Source organism: Blautia sp. AF17-9LB (assembly GCF_003479185.1).
Taxonomy (GTDB): Bacteria; Bacillota; Clostridia; order Lachnospirales; family Lachnospiraceae; genus Fusicatenibacter; species Fusicatenibacter saccharivorans.
The window spans coordinates 166,551-189,697 of the sequence record NZ_QUGU01000001.1 but is presented as its reverse complement, the minus strand read 5'-3'; the positions used below and the strand labels follow the sequence as shown (position 1 = coordinate 189,697).

At 38.6% G+C, this 23,147-nt stretch carries 13 protein-coding genes and 1 pseudogene; 8 read left to right on the top strand and 6 right to left on the bottom strand.

Annotation, left to right across the window (positions count from 1 at the left end; all coding sequences use genetic code 11):
- Positions 1 to 3 precede the first annotated feature (3 nt).
- From ltrA to DWX00_RS00810, 6 genes and pseudogenes are all read right to left on the bottom strand, one after another.
- Positions 4 to 1,668, bottom strand: coding sequence for a group II intron reverse transcriptase/maturase (ltrA, locus tag DWX00_RS00835; protein ID WP_118594478.1), 1,665 nt, complete (start codon positions 1,666 to 1,668; stop codon positions 4 to 6).
- 591 nt (positions 1,669 to 2,259) lie between these two features.
- Positions 2,260 to 2,907 (bottom strand): annotated as a pseudogene (locus DWX00_RS00830) (type IV secretory system conjugative DNA transfer family protein); the annotation flags it as partial.
- Positions 2,894 to 3,316: a PcfB family protein gene (locus DWX00_RS00825; protein WP_370751624.1), complete on the bottom strand. Its 423-nt coding sequence runs from the start codon at positions 3,314 to 3,316 to the stop codon at positions 2,894 to 2,896. The pseudogene DWX00_RS00830 and the gene DWX00_RS00825, both read right to left, overlap by 14 nt.
- 100 nt (positions 3,317 to 3,416) lie before the next feature.
- Positions 3,417 to 4,130, bottom strand: a complete 714-nt coding sequence (locus DWX00_RS00820; RefSeq protein WP_118594477.1) for an antirestriction protein ArdA — start codon at positions 4,128 to 4,130, stop codon at positions 3,417 to 3,419.
- Positions 4,130 to 4,471: a DUF7768 domain-containing protein gene (locus tag DWX00_RS00815; RefSeq protein ID WP_003020223.1), complete on the bottom strand. Its 342-nt coding sequence runs from the start codon at positions 4,469 to 4,471 to the stop codon at positions 4,130 to 4,132. Before DWX00_RS00815 ends, DWX00_RS00820 begins: the two co-directional genes overlap by 1 nt.
- A gap of 282 nt (positions 4,472 to 4,753) precedes the next feature.
- On the bottom strand, positions 4,754 to 6,199 hold the full coding sequence (locus DWX00_RS00810; RefSeq protein ID WP_117461868.1) for a ParB/RepB/Spo0J family partition protein: 1,446 nt from the start codon (positions 6,197 to 6,199) through the stop codon (positions 4,754 to 4,756).
- Positions 6,200 to 6,663: 464 nt separating this feature from the next.
- Between DWX00_RS00810 and DWX00_RS00805 the strand changes: the two genes are divergently transcribed.
- The 8 genes from DWX00_RS00805 to DWX00_RS00770 are packed head-to-tail and all read left to right on the top strand — an operon-like array spanning position 6,664 to position 23,070.
- The gene (locus DWX00_RS00805; protein WP_118594476.1) at positions 6,664 to 6,861 is read left to right on the top strand and encodes a helix-turn-helix domain-containing protein; all 198 of its coding nucleotides are present in this window, start codon (positions 6,664 to 6,666) and stop codon (positions 6,859 to 6,861) included.
- 38 nt (positions 6,862 to 6,899) lie between these two features.
- Positions 6,900 to 10,010 (top strand): UvrD-helicase domain-containing protein, encoded by a 3,111-nt coding sequence (locus DWX00_RS00800; protein WP_118594475.1) that lies wholly within the window; start codon positions 6,900 to 6,902, stop codon positions 10,008 to 10,010.
- Position 10,011: 1 nt separating this feature from the next.
- Positions 10,012 to 12,675 carry a hypothetical protein gene (locus DWX00_RS00795; RefSeq protein WP_118594474.1) on the top strand — a complete coding sequence of 888 codons (2,664 nt, stop codon included), beginning with the start codon at positions 10,012 to 10,014 and terminating at the stop codon, positions 12,673 to 12,675.
- Positions 12,676 to 12,694: 19 nt separating this feature from the next.
- Entirely contained in the window at positions 12,695 to 16,048 is a 3,354-nt protein-coding gene (locus tag DWX00_RS00790; protein WP_118594473.1) for an SNF2-related protein, read from the top strand.
- Positions 16,041 to 18,512 (top strand): DEAD/DEAH box helicase, encoded by a 2,472-nt coding sequence (locus DWX00_RS00785; protein WP_118594472.1) that lies wholly within the window; start codon positions 16,041 to 16,043, stop codon positions 18,510 to 18,512. Before DWX00_RS00790 ends, DWX00_RS00785 begins: the two co-directional genes overlap by 8 nt.
- Before the next feature lie 12 nt (positions 18,513 to 18,524).
- A complete protein-coding gene (locus DWX00_RS00780) occupies positions 18,525 to 19,298 on the top strand; it encodes a hypothetical protein (RefSeq protein ID WP_118594471.1) in 774 nt (257 codons plus the stop codon).
- A 14-nt stretch (positions 19,299 to 19,312) separates the two neighbouring features.
- The gene (locus DWX00_RS00775) at positions 19,313 to 22,414 is read left to right on the top strand and encodes an AAA family ATPase (protein ID WP_118594470.1); all 3,102 of its coding nucleotides are present in this window, start codon (positions 19,313 to 19,315) and stop codon (positions 22,412 to 22,414) included.
- A complete protein-coding gene (locus tag DWX00_RS00770; RefSeq protein ID WP_118594469.1) occupies positions 22,411 to 23,070 on the top strand; it encodes a hypothetical protein in 660 nt (219 codons plus the stop codon). Before DWX00_RS00775 ends, DWX00_RS00770 begins: the two co-directional genes overlap by 4 nt.
- Positions 23,071 to 23,147: the final 77 nt, after the last annotated feature.

The window sequence follows — 23,147 nt, the reverse complement described above, 5'->3', positions numbered from 1 at the left end:
GGCTCAAATCAAGTAGTCCGGCTCATGCAGATTTCGATGACACCAGGGATGTACCATAATAGCAGGCCACTTCCTGTTGTTTTCGGTGATAAAATGCGTCTTAAATCCTGTTTCAGATGTAATTCTTTCTCCGCATACAGGGCAGCACCGTTTTTGGTTGTTCCAAATTTTAACGAGTTTTTCTCGTCCTTTGGTGCTGTTCAGCATTCTTTCCCCGTCACGTTCCTCATAATATCCCGTCCATTTTTTATCGAATGGGTTGGCTTCGGCGGTGATTTTCTTGAATCGGATGATTTTAGTATTTGCCGCGTATTCCAGCTTGAGGTATTTTTCATCGAAATCTTTACCGCGGAAAGCAGGCTCTGCTGCAAACGTCCACGTCCGGTTATCAATATGGTGCCAATATTTGTTGGCAATCCATTTCCTACCTTTTCGTTTGTGTCTGCGGCAAGCCCACTTCCATAGGCACTCGAAAATCCTGTGGTCAACTAATCCAAAAATATCCGCAGAAACTACATAGCGGTGGTAGTTGACCCAACCGCGAATCACAGGATTTAGTTTGCGAATGAGTAAGTCCTGCGTGGCGGTTTTGTTCTCCTTAACAATAGTCCGCACTTTTTTGAGGAAAGCTTTTACTGCATTCTTTGACGGCTTTATAAGCAATTTTCCGTTGTATTTCCGAATGTTCTGCCCAAGAAAATCAAAGCCGTCGCTGATATGTGTAATCACCGTTTTTTCCTCTGAAAGTTGCAGGCCGCGTTCCGCCAGAAAGTCCTTGATAAGCGGCATAACCTCGTTACGCAAAGTTTCCGGGCTTTTCCCGGTGACGATAAAGTCGTCGGCATATCGCACGAAATTAATCTGGTCGTAGATGGTTTTACCTGCCACCGTCCGTCTCATCGGGAATCTTTCTTTTAGAATCCGCTCCAGACCGTCCAAGGTCATGTTCATCAAAACTGGCGATATTGTGCCGCCCTGTGGGGTCCCTTCCTCTGTCGGAAAGATTTTTCTGGTTTCCACAAAGCCACATTTCAGCCATTTTTCGAGCATTTCCTTGTCCATTGGGATATTTTTCATTAACCAGCTATGACTGATATGGTCAAAGCACCCTTTAATATCTCCCTCCAAAATCCATTGAGGCGAACCGGCTCTGCACAAATCGTTAAAGCATTGCCCGATGGCATCGTGTGTGCTTCTTCCAATTCTAAAGCCGTAGGAGTTCGGGTCTGCCAGAGTTTCTGCCAATGGTTCCAGTGCAAACTTATATAATGTCTGCATGGCGCGGTCTGTCATCGTTGGAATACTCAGCGGGCGTAATTTTCCGTTTTTCTTCGGGATATACACCCGTCTGAGAGGTTGGGGCTTATAGCCCTGGCGTTTGAGTTTGTCAATCGCCTCGAATTTGCCTTTTGGCGTTTTCCATAATTCATGGTCTACACCAGCGGTATTTTTGCCTTTATTACTTGTCACACGTTTCACTGCCAATGCCTTGGCATAGAAAGAGTGCGTCAACAGCCATTGCAGAGTTTTCACTTTGCTGTAATGACCGTCTTTTTGAGCCTTTACGATACGCATTTGCAGCTTTTTAACATAGGCCTCCGCTTTCTTCCAATCAATGGATTCCCAGCTTCGTGCCCTGTCAGCAGGCGCACACAGTTTCCTGTTCATTTGCAATTCCTCCTCTCAAAAGTTCTGTAAATTCTCTCGTAAAGATAGACCTGCTGGAAGTCAGCCCGCTTTCGCGTGGGATGCTGTTTCAATCCCTATCCGTCCTCATTACAAGGTCGGCGTTCGCTTTTTCCAGCGTTCCTTACCCGCGTTTCTATCGGCTTTCCTTGCGGTCAGCTTTCCGAATATACGGAGAGAGCGCGGGCTTAACACGTTTCACGTAATCAACCGTGTAGGTTAGGTGCCGCCTATCCGCCGGCAGTCATGTTTGTCCATGTGTTCCCAGCTTACAGGAGAACATCCGACTGCACACCTTTTGGTTCAGGCCTATCAGCAACTTTAGCCTGGTTCCCGCTAACGACGTTTAACAGCGATTTACTTACATTCACCATACTACACAAGCCAAGCTCCCCAGCCGGACGTTGCTTCCAGCTTTTCGCCTCTGCCTCGAGGTTTCGGCTTAACCCTTTCGGGAGGGCTACCTTTTCTCGTCATGCTGCCTCACGGCCGTTGCCAGCCGCTTCGGTGACGATAGGCTACTGCTAATGGAATAACAGGTTCGGTCAGCGCCGAACAGTTTAATTACGCGACCTCGTGTCGCGCATACGCCAGCGGGTTATAGTGCATGGATTTTGAAAAATCTATGCTGTTGAATACCTTGATTTTGTACCCGCGTTTTTGCAGGAAAGCTCCGACCTGTCCCAGCACACCGCCTTTGGGATCGACCACCACATAAGAGGAATGAGCCTGTAAAAGCTGGGGCGTGAGCCAGAAGCGGGTTTTGCCGGAGCCGGATGAGCCGATAATGCAGCAATTCAGGTTTCGGGCATTTGCGGGGATTTTAGGGCGGGTGTTCATCGTGAGAAACTCCGTCCCGGTCAAAATCACGTTGTTTTCAAACTTCGGATCGACAAACGGTTTGATGTCTTTTTCCGTTCCCCATCGAGCGCTGCCGTATTCTGCATCCCGCCGAAACTTCTTAGCGTTCTTGCTTTTGAAATAGATCAGCAGCCGGAAACCAACTGCGCCTACAATACCGACAAGCCAATCCAGCGGGGCAAGACCGGGTGCAAAGTCAGCAAAGGCCGGGCCAATCGTCTGGCCCAGTCCGATGAGCTTATGTGCAAAATCGTTACCCGCTGCCAGCCGGTAGGCCGTTCCCAGCTTGAGGAACGCCCACAGGATGAACAGATAGGGAATGTTCGGAATGAGATATTTTCTGATCTTATCTGTCCTCATGGGCCACCTCCTTTGCACGTTCTTTCTGCTTCGGCTTTTCTTTGGAAAGCTGATCTGCCGCCTGTTGCAGTTGTTCCCGGAGGGGAACACGGTTCGATTTTGCTTTGCTTAACACCTTCCGGGAATACTCAGAAAAGCAGGCGGTCATTGCGTCTGCCTGTCCAGCCTTGAAAAACAGCAGGTATTTGTCCGGCCCGGTTTTATAGAACGCATAGTCTACATTCCATTTCCGGGCCACGCGGTCAAAGGACTTGGCATCCCCGGATAGCTCAATGCTGTTGGTGGCTGTACCGTGGGCCATGAGCTTTCGCACACTTTGTTTTCCATGCGGTACTTGCCGCCCACGGTATGCCTTGCGGATCTTCCGGCCCACCATGCCCAGCACATACGCCAGTCCCCGCGCCGTCAGCTTGGTTGTTTTTACGGATATGGCTATCGTGCGCCGGGAAATATCTTCATCAATCAGTTACACCGCCTCCTTCCTTGGGACAATTTGTCTCGAAGTGCCATCATCGATCCCCACGGTCTTTTTTCTGCATTTGACGGTAGCCCTCCAAAGAAGAACCGTCTATGATTTCCTGATAAGCGGCCATTTGCTCCCGGATAGAGAGCTTCGGGAAAGAGAATACCTTATGCTCCTTGGGAATATCCTGCAAGCCGTGATACACTTCCACGAAATGATCGCTTTCTTTGACAACATAGCCGCCCGGGGCAAAATGGCCGTTTTCGTGGATGCAGGCATCCCGGCCATACGCCTCATAATCGAAATACGGTTTTACCTGATCCGGCACATCCAACATTTCCAGATCGTCCACATAAATACGCCCCAGCGTTTCCTCATCGGATACGCCGGGGTAAAAGCCGTAACAGTCCAGATTTTGTGTCAGATTGATGATGTCCCGCACCGAAGAACAGTGATCGCCGATGTCGAGGACGGCCTCCAGTGTTTCCAGCTCCGATGAGGTAAGCCCGGAAAGCAGGCAGGCCAGATGATTAAGCTCGTCCAGATTTTCATACTCGCTCAAATGGTCATAGAGCCCCAGCACATCCCCATCGAAAGAGGTAATAAAAATTTCCTGATAGCGGACGCCATCCACGCCGATCCGTTTCAAGAGAGCCTCCACCTCCTGGGCGGTTGTGGGAAATTTCAGTGTTTCACCCACAAGCTGGCCCTCGCTGTACTTTCCGACGTTGGTAACGTAGGCTTCAAACAGGGTTGCCATTAGCGGCGGCCCTGTCCCTTGACGGTCAGGATGCCCTCAAGGGTTGTTGCCGTAATTCCCAGCCGCTGGGCCACGGCAATATCATTTTTCATGGCTTCGGTCATACTGTGCCCGCAAACAACCAGCACATGAGAACGGCGGAGCAGGTCACGGCTCATGTCGATGCCGCTTTTATGCTCCTCGGGAACAGCATCATTGAGAAACAAGGGCAAGTACAGGGGCGGGCAAATAGGAGAAAAGCCTGCCTCATACACGGTGCGGCAATACTGCGCCGCCAGTTCTGCGTTTTCGCTATCGCCGCCGAGCCATGCAGCGGTGATATAAGCAAGGGGTCGTTTCATCGTTCATACCTCCGATATTTTAATAAGAAAGTTCAACCCAAACCCCACGCCCTTTCCCAGTCTTGGGAAAGGGGGCGGCTCTGGAGGATATACCCCCGCCGCTTGCCGGGGAAATAGCACAGCCGGGGCAGACCGTCAAGGGCGAGCCGCCGAAAACGGCGGTGCGCTGCACCCTTGACGGCCCACTCCCGGCTGTACTAAAAAACAGGCGGCGACGGGTATATATACCACCAGAGCCTCTGCGCGAGGGCGGGGCCCTCGGGACAAAGTGTCTCGAAGTTGTTACTTGTCAAGTTCCTGCTTTTTCGGGGCTTTTGCCAGCTCCGGCGGCTGTTTTTCTTTCCAGTCATCCAGCAGGGACATAATCTGTTCTTTCATTTTGGCGGGAGTGACCTCCTTGCCAAAATACTTTTCCAGTTCCGCAGTAGAAATAATCACGCCTCGATCCTCCTTTTTCTGTTCTGATAAGATACCGTCAATGACATCGCCATTGAGTTTGCCTTCCTTATCCAGCTCCCGGAGCCGTTTAGCCTGGGCCAGTGAGGGCGATGCCTGCTCCCCGTCAATGGAAACAGCGATAAGCCTCTGATTTTTCGGTTTGATGTAGGACAGCTCCACGGCAGGCATGAAGCCCATCTTTTTATCGTCTACCTTGTCCAGAAGCTCCGGCACAAGGGAGTTGAGCCGCAAGTAGCGCATGACCTTTTTATAGTTCATTTCATGCGCCTCGCCCACAATCTCAACCGAGCGTTTCCCGACATCGCCTTCCGCAACGCCTTTCAGCCGCCCGCCCTGGTGCTTGATGTCCTCCACTTCCAGCTCCAGCAGGGCGGCCAGTTCGCTGGGGAGCGTCTGATCCCTCTGCTTGTTGCTGTCCTTCATGGCCTGAACCGCTTCGTGGTCGGTCATTTCACGGACGATAAAGGGCATTTCATCCAACCCGGCCAGTTCACTGCCGTGGGTACGGCGATGACCCGCTACAATTTCATAGCCGTTTCCATCTTTCTCCGGGCGGGCAAGACCGGGAACCATTACACCATTTACGCGGATAGAAGCAACGATTTCCTGCATCTTCGCATCGTCCCGTACCTTAAAGGGGTGCGGACGGAATGTGTGAAACGGATGAACCTCGGAAAGTTTCAGATAAACCAGCTTGCCTTCCTCAACCGGGCGGGGCGGTGTAGTCGGCTCGGGAGCTGTCTGTTCCGCAACAGTCTCCTTCGGTGCCGTATCTTGTGCGGGCTTAATGGGCTCCTTGGCATCCGGAGCCTTTCCATCACTTCGGGACACTTTGTCTCGTTTGGACGGCTTGGGCTTGTCAGGGGCCGCCTTATCCGCCTTGGGTGGGCGGCCCTTGCGGGCCCCAGCCGATTTCTCCGCTTTCTGATTTTCAGTCGCAGCCTTTTCCGCTTTCGGCGGACGGCCACGGCGCGGCTTTTTCGGTTCCTCCGTATTGGCGGGCTGCGGTGTTTCTCCGGGGGCTGCCGCCTCTGGCGTTTCGGGGGTTTCCGCCTTTTCGACTTCGGCGCGGGCATTCTGCCTCTTTTCCGCCATAAGCTCATTGATTTTGTCAAAGGACACAACCACATCGCCGGACTCAGGTATGGCAGGCCCGGTCTGTTCCTGCCGGGGCTCAGACGCTGCGGCCTGTTCGGGTGTGGTGATAGGCCCGGCGGCCTCCGGGGAAGTATTCTCCGCAGGGCCTGTGTTCAGTTTTTCATCGGCCATTTACGATCCTCCTTTTCGTTAAAGTTGCACAAATTTGAACGCTAAAATTTTGTAGTTATTTTTGTGCCTCCTTTCCGTCTATCCACGCAAAAAAGCCGCCCGTTTTTCATGCCGGACGGCTTTTTGCGTAATGTGATAGATCAAATATTATTTTTTCTGATTTGTAGGCTCCGAAAAGCCTTGTATTTACAGTGTTCCTAATAGGAAGTAATCATAGTATTGAAGAATGTAGAGGGTGCTTGAGAAAAGTGTCCTCTATTTTTTTATGCTTGCCACCTAAAATATTGATTTCAAATGTCACATTTTTGAAGAAAGTTATGTTTCGGTGATATTTTTTAAATTAAAATCCCAATCCACAACATTTTTACCCATTATAGACGATGCTGTGATATACTGTAGCTAATATATGTAATTTTGACTAATTTATTTTGGAAGTGTTCATTTGATGAGCTTCAGGAGGAACAATGAGCGTATCTTATAAAAAATTATTTAAATTACTAATTGATCGTGACATGAAAAAGAAAGATCTGAGGGAACTTGCCGGAATTGGAAATAGCACTATGACTAAGTTGGCCAATAATGAAAATGTAACGGTTGAAGTTATGGCAAAAATATGTAAGGCACTTGATTGTAAAATGGATGATGTAATAGAAATTATTTAGGACGATTCAGATAAATAGATAAAACGAGGGATTTTATTATGGCAAAAATGATTGATGAAAAACCATCCTTCAAAGGGGAAGGGAAAGTTTGGGATAAATTAAATGAATACTTGCCCAGTGATATGGTTGTGTATAACCAGAGAGAAATCAATGGTAGAGAGTATGATTTTTGTGTTATGGCAGAAAACCTTGGTATTGTTGTAATTGAGGTTAAGGAGTGGCTTGCTGAAAAGATTATAGTAAACGGTGTTGATAATATTGATGTAGAAGGTTATGAGAGGCCACAGACATCGCCCAAAAAGCAAGCGAGAGTTTATAGATTTGCCATACTCAATAAAATAAGCGAGAAATATAATGTAAGCCCATTGGTTTTAGACATGGTATGTTACCCATTTATCAGTAAAGCCGAGTATGAAAGTAGTCGTTTAGATATTATTTCGGAGGAACAATATACTATTTTTAAAGAAGACTTAGAGGATCGCGAACGGTTAAATAACAAAATAATCAATGTTTTTCAAGTCAATAGCGTTATTCCACATTCTGATTTTTCTTATGATTTAATGTTTCGCATTAGAAGAAGCCTAGAACCCGATATTAAAGAGAATGTTGAAGACGGCAAGGTGTTACCCTATTCGAAATTGTATATTATACCGGATATGCCTAATATAACAGAAGTTGAAGAGATGATTGATATTTATTTTATGGGTGTAAAAAGCATTATTTTTGTTGAGGATGGTGCTTGCTACAAAAATATTATTAGATGCTTAAATGACGGTTTAAGAAAACGTAACGTGGATTATAAAAAAAATAATTTATATTTGGGATATTACAAGGGAATTTCAGAAGAGAAAGATGATGATTGTTTTAGAATATTTAATTTTGAACTGTACCACATTGATTCGTTGGGGGCAAAATGTTCTGAAAAAATTGTTGTTAAAGAAGGAAAAGTAACACCTCAAGCATACGATGTGTTAAGAACGCTTTCAGAGTGTTCTGCATTCAATCTGCAGCAATACGAAGTAGAGCACGCATCTACTTTGCATGACATTTTAGTTGAGGCCGGGGCTGGAACAGGAAAGACATTTTCGATGGTCTCCAGAATTGCATATCTCTGTAATAAAGAAGTGGACGCTGTTTCCAATATAGCAGATGAGATAGCAATGGTGACGTTTACAAATGATGCAGCAATTAATATGAAAAAAAGATTAAAGCAAATGTTTGTGAACTATTTTGTATTAACGGGAAGAGAAAAATATCTCAAATTTGTAGAGGATATTGATCGTTCAAATATTTCAACAATCCATAAGTTTGCTATAGGAATTTTGAGAGGAGAATCCTTGTATACGGGACTGGGAACCAATTTTAGAATTACAGAAAATGAACATAAGAGAGGAAAAACCTATGATTTGTTTTTGGGTGAATTCCTGGAAGAAAAAGAATGTGAGAATGCAAATTTTGTAAATGAACTACCTATTCCAATCTATGATTTAAAAAAGAAACTTATGAGTATTGCGGATAGGCTTTTTGATAAGAGTATTAATTTGGAACAAATAAAAACATCCGAAATGGGCGTCACTGTTGATAATAATATTCCGTATTTTAATGAATTGCTTACAAGAGTTGTATTTCCAGCAGAAGAGTTGTATTTGGAAACATTGAGAGATGGTAACAATATTGACTTAAAGGAAAGCGTTATTGAATTGGAAAAAATATTGTCAGGGGGATGTGAAAAATTAAAAAATTTACATCTTAAATATTTATTCATTGATGAATTTCAGGATACTGATGACGTACAGATTGAAATATTTCAGAAGTTGCAAAAAGGCATCAATGCGGAATGCAAGTTGTTCGTTGTCGGTGACTTAAAGCAAAGCATTTATAGATTTCGAGGTGCTAAATTGAATGCTTTTCAAAAACTTCAGAATGGCAAGAAAAAGGAGTGGAGCCACCATAGATTAAATCGTAACTATCGTACAGATCAAAGACTACTCAGCCTGTTTGATGAAATATTTGCGAAAATGGGGAGTAAGAATATATTGCCATATTCTGGAAAAGCAGATCGGTTAGTGAGTGATGTTATTTCAGATGCAAAGGATGATGAATTGTTGGTTGAACTGCCTTGTCATGGCAAAGAGAATGAGAAGATTCTAGAATTGCTGAATGAAACTATTCTTTCAGAAGTTACAAAGCTAAAAGAACTGATGAAAAATAAGTCGCTTAGTAAAGAAGAACGAACAATTGCTATTTTGGTTAGAAGTAATTGGCAAGTTGAAAATGTTGTAAAGGCAGCGGCAAAAAAGAATATTAATGTGGAAATAAGCACTGGCGGCGATTTGTTTCAACTGCCATCAACATTGGATTTGTATAAATTAGTTTTAGCTATTAGCCATAATACTAGCCCGGTCTATTTGGTGAATTTTATTGAATCCAATTATACGGATTTGAAACTTGATTATCAAAAATTTCATTGTATGTCTGAGAAAGAAAAACTAAAAGAATTAAAAAATATATTAAATGCTTTCTTTGTAAAACGGATGAATATGAGTTGGGAAAGTGTTTTGAATGAGGTATATACGCAACCGGTTCTGTATGCATTAAAGAATATAATTGAATCTTTGAGACCTTGGGATAACTATACTCAGATTCCGGAGAAGAAGAGATTATACATTGCTAATCATGAGTATTTGATGGAGAAAATGATCAAATTTACACATGTAGATACATTGACATTGAATCAGATTATTGAATATCTTGGGATAAATATTTTGACCGGTCAGAGACAACTTTCAAGATCAGTAGAAGTTGACGATGAAGGTGTGCATGTGATTTGCAGTACAGTTCATAAATCTAAGGGGTTAGAATACGGAACGGTGATTTTACCATATACTTTCGAGGATATAAGCGATATAAAAAAGGTTAAATTAGAGACAAACTATAACGATAATAGTTTGTCGTACACTGTATTGTTTGAAAATGGTATTCGAGAAAGAAATTCAAATTACAGTGAGGGTAAGGAAGTCGATGAGCAAATTGCTGAAGAAGCCCGGATTCTATATGTTGCATTGACAAGGTCGATACGGAATTGCATTTGGATTAATAATATAGATAGTACTCCGCAAATTAGTTGGGGATCACTATTGGAGGGATAATATGTCAGTCATTATATACACATATCGCGATCCATATAAATTGAAAGAAAATAAAGAATTATGGAAGGAAATATCTTCATGTCCATATTTCTGTGCTGCGCAAACACTGGTAAATGGTCTGAAAGTGGTTTATGGAGCGGCTTTTCAAATAGGACGTGTTACTACCGTTAAAAACCTTACAGATGTTTTGTATGAGAAATGGAACGGAACGGCGTGTGCTGTTAAGCAGCATGCAGATATCGATAATATTATTGTTAATTCTTCGGATATTACAGGAATATCAAGAATAGAATTGGATAATGTAAAAAAATCATTTTTATTTAATAGGGATGAGGTTTTTACAAGTATACGTACAATGTTTGAATTGAAGATGGAGCCGCAAAATATTGTAGACAAATATTTAACACCAGAACAAAGATTTATAGTATCTGTTTATAAGAAAATTAGAGCATCTGAGAAGGTGAAAGATTTTTGTTTAGAGCAGGATTTTACAGAAGAGCAAATAAATAAAGCAATTATCAAAGCTATGACCACAGCAAAAGATAATTCTTCTACGAAAAATGAGATAGAAGTGGAAACACTGGATCACATTGTTATTCATGGAGTACATCAGTTTTCGCCACTGTTGTTGAGAGCTATTGAGGAGATAGCGAAATATAAAAAAGTAATTTTATTAATTAATTATCAGGAACAGTATAAAAATATATATCAGACATGGATTGATATTTATTCTGCATTTGACTGCGAGATACAAAATTTTGATGGCATTGAATATTATCCAGTAGATGTTTCGGCGGTAAGTTATGATGGAAATTTATTGGCTCATAACATAGGTAAACTTATAGGTGGACACAAGGAAGATATTTCTGTCAGAAAGCCCTACGAAATAATAGAGTTTGATAATACGACGGAATTCGCAAGTTACGTAGCTAAAGTATTTGAGGATGCAGAAAAGAAAGATCCAGAACATCCAATGAATGCAATGAAAGAACAAATTTACGCAGCAGATAGTTCTGTCAATGATATTTTGAAAGTATATTTTCCGGAACAGTTCGGAGAACGGCAATTCTTAAATTATCCATTAGGACATTTCTTTATCGCAATTGCCAATATGTGGGATTCAGAAACAAATGGCATTATTATTTCAGATATTAATGATATCAGAGAATGTTTAGGGGCTGGAATTTTAGCGGAGGCAACAACAGGAAGACTGGTGTCAACATTTGGCAAATTAGAGGCGCTGTTTGATGGATGTGCGTCAATTGATGATATGCTGTCCAGAATAAAGAAAGTGAGGAAAAATAAAAAATATGTCTCAGATGAGAAGAGGCAAGAGTATCTTGGACACATTTCTTATTATTCAGTTTCTTCGATTGAGTTAAAAGAGTTAGAAGAGGCACTTAATGAACTTGAAGAATTAGCTTCTTTCTTTTATGAAGACTTTGAAAAAAGACCAAGTAATTTTAGAAGATTTTATAAAAAACTAAAACAATATCTGCAAGAGGAAATCCTTGAAGAACGAGAATTGTCAGAAGAGTTTACTGATATAATCAGCAGGGTGTTATCTAGATTGGATGAGGTGGAAAATATTGATGCTTCCGCATCTTTTGAATGTCTTAAATCTACTATGTCATTGTACTTGGTTCAGGAAAGCAAACCAGGGAAAAGTGCCAATTGGATTGTTCGTAATTTTGAGCAGATTGATGGTGATGTGCTAAGAACTTATAAGGAAAGGGATAACAGCATATTGCATTTTGCTTGTCTAACGGATGAAGATATTAATTCTGTTAAGCAGAGAGAATTCACTTGGCCGTTAAATGGAGATTTCTTTGAAGTAGCACAAAATCCAGTTGACTGGAAATATCAGGTATACGTTAAAGCTAGAAAAGAGTATAAGAATTTTAAAAGATATGCTCTGATTTATGGACTAGAATTTAACAGGGGAAATTACAAACTGAGTTTCGTAAAGAGGGATGGAGATCAGGAAAGAGAACCATATTATTTGTTGAAAATTCTCGGGGTAAAAAAAGAGCGGAATATAGATAGAAGAATAAATCATAAGATGGAGCCACTTTCAGGCATACAGATTAAAAATGGTATTTCTGGAAAATATCAGAATTGTGATTATTATAGATTTAAGATATGTAAAAAAAGATTTTTATTAGAAAGCCTTGTAGAAGGGAATACAATATATAAAGATAATTTTTTACTTGCAAAGTATCTGGAAGTTTGGATAGAAAATGAAACAAAAGAGAGCCTGCAAGGACTTCCACATAGTGAAATTCTTCTTTTGGATAAACTGAATGAGTTGTATGATGAGCTAAAAAAGTATTTCCCATTTGCGGTTAATATAAATAGAATTGATATCATTAATAATGTGAAAAATCGATTGAACAATGGAAAAGCTTTTCTTGTTTTATCAGAAGATGATCTGAAATTTATGATGATACGTGAATTGTTTATATGTAAGCAATTGAAAGATCCAAAGAAATTTAATCAAGACGTATTAAAAGATATGTTTCCAGATGTAAATCAGCAGAAAATAGAAGAAGAGTTGTCAGAAGAAAAATTAAAGAAACTTGGATTTGGTGGCAGTACCAATCTCTGGTGTAAATACTGCACAAATAGAGAAATATGTGTTGATTATTATGCATGCATAGAATAACGATAGGGGGAGGCCGATTATGTTAAAAACAAAGATGTATGTTAGATGTCCAGCGGATCAAGAGAGCATGTATGAACCACGAATTTTTGTATGCGGACAAATAATTAATATTGATGAGTTTAAACGGACTGTATCGGTCAAAGTTCATGATCCATTTGGGCATCTTCTATTTTTTGAAGATTTACCGAAGGGTGTTATAGAATTGCCATTAGGAAGTGTAGATAGATGCAGTTTTTTTATCGGATCGATAGTTGTGTATAAGGGATCCAGCTATAAAGTATTATCATGTCAAAAATGCAAAGATGATTATTATAAGTACTATATTCAAAACTTTGATGACACGAGTGTTGTTAAGGTGCCAGAGGCTGACGTTATAGCTGCTTTTAATAACGGTCAGGTAGATCCTTGCGTCCAGTTGAAAAATTATGAGTTCCAAAATCCAGCATGGTATCTTGGAAGGGCTGTTGTGGCAAAAAGTATGGATATTCTTGAAAATTCTATTTATGGTTTTAAAGAATTGGCTGGATCAAAAATATATTTAATGCCACATCAGGTTAATACGATTATGAGATGCCTGCAGGAGTCACCATGTCGATATATGCTAGCTGACGAAGTAGGCATGGGAAAAACAATTGAGGCTATATCAGTATACAAGATATATACTATGAATCAGAGTAATAAGAAGGCATTGATTGTGGTTCCTCAAGTATTAAAAGAACAATGGATTTCAGAACTGTTATTGAAATTCAATATACCTAATGGAATGGGGAAAAATAATAATTCTGTAACAGTAAAAACATTACAGGAACTTAGTGAAAAGGATTTGTTTACTGATTGGGATTTTGTAATTGTTGATGAAGTGCATAAATATTTGTTTTCACAGAGTGAATATGAAAAGCTTCATAAAATAAGTACACTAGCAAAAAATATACTTTTATTAAGTGCTACACCGGTTCAGCAGAAAAAAGAAGAATATTTGGATTTATTAAGGCTCCTTTTACCGCAAAAATACAATTCCTTTAGTGTGGAAAAATTTGGAAAACTTATTGCTAAACAGAGTAAAATAATTCAAAAAACTGCTTTGATTTTAGATGATCTTGGAGATTTTGAAGAAGAAATAAACAGCCTTGCTGAAAGTGCACATGATTCTGAAGAATGTGAAGAATTGTTTGAGGAAATACATGAGGATTTAGAAGAGATATGTGATGAATTAGATGATGATAAATTGAATGAGTTATTGCAACAAATTAAGTATGAAAATGATGATTTAGGTGTTTATACAATAAAAGTTATTATTTCATATATATGTAGCAATTATCAGATTGAAAGTAATATCATCCGAAATAGAAGGAAAATCTTAGAGTCAACAGATGAAGATGTTCAACTGATGGCTAGCAGAGATTTGATTGAATTAACATATTTGACAGATAACGAAGGGAACCCGTATGAACAATTGTCATATAATGTTTTTGCTCATTGGATTATTAAAGGATTGGAGAGTGGCATACTAGATGTAGAACTAGATATAAAACCACTTTTATCCAGATTTTTTAGTTCACCTTGGGCTTTTTACAAGCAGGCTAAATCAAGCAAGATGGACGGGAGTATTTTAGATAATATTAGAAAATGGCTAGAATCAGAACAGTTCAATGTTGACCACATCAATGATATTTTGGATGATCCGGATAAATATGCAGATAGCTATGCTTCAAGATTGGTTATAGTAATAAATGCATTGTATGATGATTTTTATGATCAAAAAATTGTGTTGTTTACAAATTATGCAGAAACATTTGATGTATATCGGAAAGCGCTGACAAAAGTTTTTCCAGAGGAAGAAGTAAGTTTCTTTGGGGCTAGTATGTCGACAGAAGAAATCGAGTTGAATGCATATCGCTTTCAAACTCAAGATGAATGTAGAATAATGTTATGTGACAGTACAGGTGGCGAGGGACGTAATTTTCAATGTGCAGATTACATTGTTCATATTGATCTTCCGTGGGATGCAAGCGCGATTGAACAACGTATAGGACGATTAGATCGACTGGAAAGAGATATGTCGAGACCGGTTGTATACTCTGTTGTTGTTCATACCAAGGATACTTTTGAAGAAGCGTTATTTAGTTTTTTCAAGGATGGTTTGAAGATATTTAATCATTCATTGAGTGGAATGGAAATTATCATGAAAGAAATAAATGATGAAATAATATCCGCAATTAATGATGATTTCAAATATGGATTATTCGATAGAATACCTAAAATAGTAGAACTTGCAACTACAATGCGGGATGCGATAAGAAAAGAGCAAAACTTTGATGCTGCGGGATTTATATATCGCCCTATGTATGCAGAATTAAGAAAGTTAATAGAATATTATTCACAAAATGAGAATGTATTGTTTGCTTCGACCATGTCTAATTGGGCAAGCTTGGCTGGATTTCGAGGAAGTGAAAAAAAGAATGGGGAGATTACGTATTCTGCAACTTCGTTTTCTGCTAAAGCTGCCATTAATTCACAATTGATACCACCACGTTGGGATGAGTACCTGAATACTGCACAGAATCAATTTCTGATGAATGTTCAGAATGCTTATGATAAAAGCATGGCAAGAAAAACACAAGACAGAGCAATACGCGGAACATTCTCAAGAAAACTTGCGATTGAAAATGATTATTTGCATTTTTTTGCACCTGGCGATGAGGTGTTTGACTGTATTGTTGATAATGCAATTAATTCATGCAAAGGGTGCTCAAGTGCGTTCGCAACGTTTTGTAGGATTAACTGGATTGGTTTGATATTTACCTGGTCGATTGCACCGGACACTTCGTATTTGCTTGATAATGGAGTTTCGATATATGCAATGAGTCCTTATCGTAATTATTTATTCTCAGAACAGGTTATAATTCCTGTTTCAATTAGTAATGTGGACGAACTAGATGATGAGACTATTATTAGAGAATATACAGAAATTATTAATCGTGGATTTAACGCCAAGTCGAATCTAGTACATTTGGGAAAGAGAAGTCATGAGGCTAGATTTTTAAAAGATACAATCAAAGGCCGTAATATAGATTGGTTTAAAGAAAAATTTGGTGGAGAAAATTGGGAAGATTATGTTCTAAGTGCTCGTAAATATTCTCACGAAAAAGCATTAGAGATATTAAAGAAAAGATCAAATATCCGAGGTGCTAGAGAAGAAATGGAAAGAACGTTGTCTGCACGTGTCGCAAATAGCGAATTTTATGGATTAAATGACGAAGGCATTGAGCAATTAAAACAGACGCAAAAAATAGTATTAGATGCAATAAAGCATCCAAAAATCCATTTGGAATCTGTTTCTTTTATAATGATGATTGGGGAGCGTAATGAATAAAGAGTTAATCATAAGTGAAACGGAGCAGTTTATAAATGACGAAATTTTTTATATTCAAATAGAGTACGGAGAGAAAGAAACGGCCAATGAACGGTTTTACTTGAATACCGCAAAAAGGTTGACTAAGGCGTATTCGTTATATAAGAAAAATAATATTTTCAAGAATGATTACATATTAGCCTTAAGAGATTTTCTTATTACTTTTGATGTATCAGTAAGAATAAATCAGAATGAATTCCTAAAAAACAACAAATTTGGAATATCATTCGATGATGTAGAACGTAAATATTTCGCATCATACCAACTATCTTTTGATGTTAATGAGAAGTTCGTCAAAGAGGCTTTTTTAAGAGAAATTCAGAATAAGAAATCAGGCAATGATAATGATAATTTGACTACCGATCCAATGATTTTAAATCTGACAGGGTATTCAAAATTTAAGTCTTTAGGTCAGAAATTAGCAGTATATGGTGCGTTAAATACACCAGAAGGATTTACAACACTGGTATCTTTACCTACTGGTGGAGGTAAGAGTCTTATTACACAGACTATTGCCTTTCAAAAAGAAGGATTAACAATAGTTATTGTACCTACTGTATCTTTAGCGATTGATCAAGAACGAGTAACAAAAGAAATAATAAAAAGAGATAATAAGGATGGAGAAATCTTTTCGTACTCAAGTGGAGTTGATGCAGAACCTATATTATCTGCAATTAAAAAAAAGAATGCTAGAATGCTTTTCATTTCACCAGAAGCTCTTCTGGAAAATCCAGCATTTGCAAAGGTGATTAGGGAGGCAAACAAAGACAGGTACTTAAAAAATATTGTGATAGATGAAGCCCACATTGTTGTTGATTGGGGGGCAGCATTCAGAGTGGACTATCAGTGTCTAGAGGCCTGGCGAAATATGCTATTAATGACAAATCCATCTCTGCGAACAATACTCTTATCAGCTACTTTCGAGGATAAATGTGTAGAAATACTAAAAAACTTTTTTGAAGTATCCGGAAGATGGATTGAAATCAGATGTGATGCACTTAGACACGAACCGAGATACAGTGTTGTTCGATTGCGAAATAACAGTGAAAAACAAAAATGTTTAATTGAGATGGTAAGAAAATTACCACATCCTATGATTATTTATGTGGCTAGACCTTTGGATGCAGATAATATTAAGAAGTCTCTGGCGAATGTTGGAATCAATAATGTGAGAACATTTACTGGATTGACCGGGAAATCACAGAGAAAAAAATTGATAGATGAATGGGTAGATAACGAATATGAGATTATTATTGCCACTTCAGCATTTGGGGTAGGTGTGGATAAGAGTGACGTTAGGACGGTTATTCATACATATATTCCACAAAATGCAAACACTTATTATCAGGAATTAGGGCGAGGGGGGCGAGACTGCTTGCCGTGCTTAAGTGTAATGTGCTTACAACCAGAAGATACAACAATCGGTAGGGATCGTATTATCAAAAAAGTATTGACATCTGAAAAGATAATCGGTCGATGGGATAGTTTATATAATAATCGAAAGTCTGTTCGATTATCGGACAATAGGGTTTTTATAGATACATCCATAAAACCCAATTATGCAGAGGTGGATGAATTTGATGATTCTCCGACAAGTGATGCTGATATGAACTGGAATGTGTACGTACTTCTCTTTTTGCGTAGATATAATATGATTCAGATTCTTGAAGTCAAGATTGATCATGGCCGTTATATGATTTTGATTAAAATTGAAGATGATCGACTTCGAATAGTGGATGATGAACTTGTTGAATATATTAAAAAGATACGTGAACAAGAGTGGAACTATTACAGTAGATCTTATAATGCAATATCAAATGCTGTACGGGAAAATTGCAAGGAATGTATATCTGAATTGTTTACGGATACTTATTCCAAAGTATTTGAATACTGTGCGGGATGTAATGCACATAGTGAAGTAATTGTAGGTGATATGCCTAAATTTCCACTTAAAAATCGAGTATCTGAACCATTAAAAACTTTATCAGATGAACAGATGGCTCTATTTGGAACAGCTAATGAATTGATTGTCGTTGCCGATGAAAGCGATCAGAAAAATCTGATAAGCAAGTTGGTAGAGAAAGGCGTATCATTGATTATTGTTCCGGATCACTTTAACGGAGAGAATATATTGCTGAAAATAAAGCCGAACAGAAACATGATGATTTTCAGTTTGGATGAAGCGTATCAGTTAATTAAGATGAGAGGATTCTATTTCATTTCTGGGTTGATTGCAGTAATCTATCCTAAAGAAGAAAATGAAATAGGGGAACAATATGTGATTGTTAAGAATAACTTATGTGGAAGAGCTTCAACTAAGATTGTTCATATAGTTGAGAAAGATGTGTATATTGTTCAAGCGGGAAAGACACTTGTTGAACTTGTGGATGGACCAAGCTTGCAACCTAACATAGTCTACACATAGAAAGGAACGATAATGTTTAAAGAAAAAATGGTTACAACTGCAATTCCGGAAAGAGTATTTGCGTTGTGCAAAATCGTTGAAAAAGGATCCATATATTCAAGTGAATTGAAAAACAAAATGGAACCAGAATTTTTAGGGAACGGGTCGGTATATTTTAATGATTATAAAAATGCAGCTGAAGAATTAGGTCTCGTTACAATATCGGATGATCTTATTTCTCTGGCAGTTGATCCAAAGATCGTAAAAAATATAGAATCAATGAGGATGTATATAAACTCTCATTTGGAGTTGTATGATACAGGACAATTCTATTTGGTTACAAATGCGTATTTCGATAAGGGAAATGACATTTTCAAGGAGGATAAGAACATTGCAAATTTAGGTCCGATGTTTAGCGAAATGACTGGTGTGCCGGTAGATGCGGTAGCTATGAGAGCATGGAGATTTTGGGCGTCATTTTTAGGCTTTGGATATTTACAAGAAATGTTCGTAATTCCAAACGCCAATGTTTTTTTGGAAGATGTGATCAGTTCCACGAATCTAGAAAAGAAAAGAATGTATTCGGTAAGTGAATTTGTAGATGCAATTACGCCTATGGCAAATATTGTTATGTCAGACATTGCAGCTAAAAAATTCAACTATGGAGTATCAAATGGTCTAAGAACATTACAGGATGCGGGGAAAATAAAGATGGAACACATTCATGATCAAGAAGACATGTGGACATTGTATCCTTTGAAAGCTTATTCGAATGATTCGACGATTACACATATTACCATTATGTAAAGAGAGGTTGATTTATGAATTCTAAAATAGCAAAAGAGAGAATATCATATGTAGCTAGACCGGACTCTATTACTACATCTGAAGGAGATTTCCTGGCAACCCACGTAGCGATAAAAAAATTAAAAGTTTTAGAAAAATTTGATATCGCTCCAACAGGTGGAAAGTCTTTTTCGGAAGAGGATATTTTTAAAAAGTATATCCTTAATCCGGAAGATAGACATCAATTTATAGCTATATACGGACAAAGTGGTACAGGAAAATCTCATTTGATCAGATGGTTTGCAGCACGTTATGAACAGAGTAAACCTAAAGATGAAGTAGTACTGTTTATTAGGCGTAGTGATAATACTTTAAAGGGAACAATCCGGCAATTACTGGAAAAACCGGAAGTGCAAGGAATCAGTAATAAGGAAATATACGAGCGCTTGGTGAAAGCATCGATTTCCGTTGAAGAAAATAAGTTAAAAGACTTGATCTATCACAATTTTATCATTGAAGTCGACCATGATTTGGATGACCATGATATTCTATTGGGGAATGTGATGAAAAGAAAGGTAGTGGCTTTTCTTAATAACGAAATTGTGCATGATTTTCTATTAAGAAAAAATGGTCCAATCGAAAGAATGTATTCTAAGATAGCAGAGCATTCAACGGTTGATAGAGATACAATTGCGCAATTTGAAAAAGAAGACTTTTTAGTTTCCCAAGATTTATATGAGAGCATTCAGCGTGCTGGTGGTGATCGAAAAGCGGAAAGATTGGCGTTAGAACTTTTATCTGATGAAAAAGGAGCAACTACAGCGAAGAGGATTGCAGATTATTTGAACCAGTTTAGAAATGATGTCATTCAAAGATGTGCGGGCATTGAGCCGGGAGATTTTAAACAAATATTTTTAGATATTCGAAAGGAACTCTTCAGATTAGATAAGAAGTTAACTCTTTTTATTGAGGATGTAACTTCTTTTACTGGAGTAGATACTGCATTGCTTGATGCATTAATTGAAGAACATACAGGTAAAAGAGATGGAGAGAGTCTTTGTAGAATTTCATCTGTTGTAGGTACTACAAATAACTATTTACAACATAATTTTAAGGATAATCATAAGGATAGAATTACAAAATATGTTTATATTCCGAGTGATGTTCTTGATGAAGATGGACTGTATGAATTTGTTGCTAGATACGTGAATACAATGTCCCTTAATGAAGATATTATATCTGATTGGGTAAATGGTCATGCTAATCCAGAGGATTATCCTATTCATGATGTTGTTGAAGGAAAAAATTGGGAATATATCAATGTTGGACATGGGAAAAAGATAAATATTTATCCGTTTACTAAGAACAGTATTCTGTATTTTTATAATAATGTGTTAGAAAAAGGACATCAGACACCAAGATATATTATCCGTGATATTATTGAACCGGTTGTTCGTGATGCTATTTTTAATAAAGAAAATTTTCCGAGCATAGATGTTAAGATTGTAAATGTGAATACTACGCTAAGTTTTAGAATTCATTCGCAATTAGACGACCAGGATGCAGCGGATAGATTACTTAAGTTTATGAGCGTATGGGGAAATGGAAGCCCGGATCAATACGAAGAAAACGGAAAAATATATATTTCAGCAATTAGCAAAGATATGTATGATGATTTTAGTTTTCCAGTTTTGCAGATGGATAAGGTTGAAGCACCAAAAACTTCACCTCAAAAGAAAGCCTCAAACAATGCTATAACACCCAAAGTTACATCTGAAGTTAGTATTGATGCAAGTGAAATTGTCGTTTCTGCAGCAAAGATTAAAAAGGTCAATGATGCTAATACGCTACTTACAAAATGGACGAATGAAAAGAAAATTGATATTTCTGCTACGGTAGGAGCAGCGGGAACGGTGCATTCGGCAATATATGATGAGATTCCAGACTATCTGTTTACTGCAATTAACTGGCAGGTAGAAGGAATAACGATGGATAATGCAAGAAAAGTTAAAGATTCTGCAGTGCTTTTGGTAGCGCTTGAAGGTCAAACTAAAAAGGAAGGGCTCTATGTTTTGCCTGCCAATTGGAATAGTATAAATATTATTCTTGCTTTTATTCGTTGGAAAGAATATGGAAATAAAAGTTGGAATTATCCGGACGCAGATTTTGATGCATATTTGATTACGACATGGACAGAATCTATTAAGAAAACGTTGGTAACAAAGGTATCAGAGTACAAAAGCGGAATTGAAACAAAATATATTGAGGCGGCTGTGGCAGCGGAAATATATCGGACTATCCTTGCAGGTGAATTTAGAGAAAAAAGTTTAAAAAATTTTAATTTGCAGACCTTACTTGCAAGCAAGCCCAATAAAGCAACATCAAATTCACATTGCAGTGAATGGAAATCTTTAGTTAGTGTAATGTCTCAAAAGAGTGCAGATGTAAATAATCAACAGACAGTGAGAAGATATTTTAACATAGGGCAGGGTGGCGCAAGTACGAATGTCGTTCTGGATGCAATTGCTCTTTCAAAAGTTTTTGGAAAGGTTAAGAAAAGCCGGCTTATCATTGAGCCTGAAGAAAAACAAAACGACGATAGGATTAAACAACGTAGAGATGCATATACCTTCTTAAATGATATAGAGGAACGTATTGAAAGTGTTGCTAAATCTGAATTGGAAAATGGAAAAGCTAAGCTTCAGAGAATATATGATGCATTTGGAGACAATGAGATAGGAGAAGATGAATTAACAGAATTTATTTCTAGAGTAAAAAAATTTTATGAGGAAGCCAATAAAGCGCAGGTTAATGTGAAAGAGATTTCGCTAGATGGAATTAAGAAGGTGTCAATTCTTGAAAAAGCTATTTCGGATATTGCTGCGGTGCTAGATGAAGATGATCCGTTAACCATTATAATGGCATTTTCTGGGGATCCTGTTACAACTATAAATCGGTTAATCAATGTTATAGATGCCCTTGAAACCGAGATAGCGAAAGCGAAAACAATCATTGCAAATAAAAAAGCCGCATTAGGACCGGATGGTGAAGATTCTGCTGATAATAATAGATATTCTGCAGAACTGGTAAGTATTAATCAAAGTAGACAAAAGATTGAAGGGATGGTGAAGGTATGATCTTTGATGATTTAGTTACAACGACAAAAGCTATGCAGGATCTTCAGAAAAAAACTGCAATAAAAAATAATAAAGCCATGCAGGATAATGCGGACACTAAGTATCGTTTATTACTTACCCAGGCAAATCATTTTGTAGATGTAATGGTGTATTTATATACTGATCTTAGCGTGCCAAAGAATCATGAAATTTTGATGTCAATATCTGAGCTAATGAATGTTTTAGAACAAATTGTTGCCTCTGGTTTGGCTTCACCGGACGGTATTATAAATGCAGATAATACATTTAAGACCCTTCAAAGTAGTATGAAAAAAGAATGGTCGAAGCAATATGCGGATTTGACAAGTGCTACAGTCAGTACTTTGGAGGCTATCAGAGGGATAGATCCGGATAATGTTGGAAGATGTTTGCAAAAAATTCAACCTGCAGAGAATTGGGACTTGGATGTAGAAAGATATAAAACAATGCATAATGGTCTAAATGAGGCTGATTATCTAATAATGGAGTTGGGATTAGATGACGAAATAATAGCATTTCTACAGAATACAAATTCTGGTAGGGCAACATTACAAGACTTAAATGACAAAGTATTAGCTTGGATTCGGGATGAACAGTTAGAAAGAAAAATAAGAATATCATTTGTGAAAGCAAAGTAAAAACCAGAGATTTCGCTTTTAGAAAATAATATTCCCGTTTTGCCGAGAGCGCATCCAGCAGAATGGGGAATTCCCTT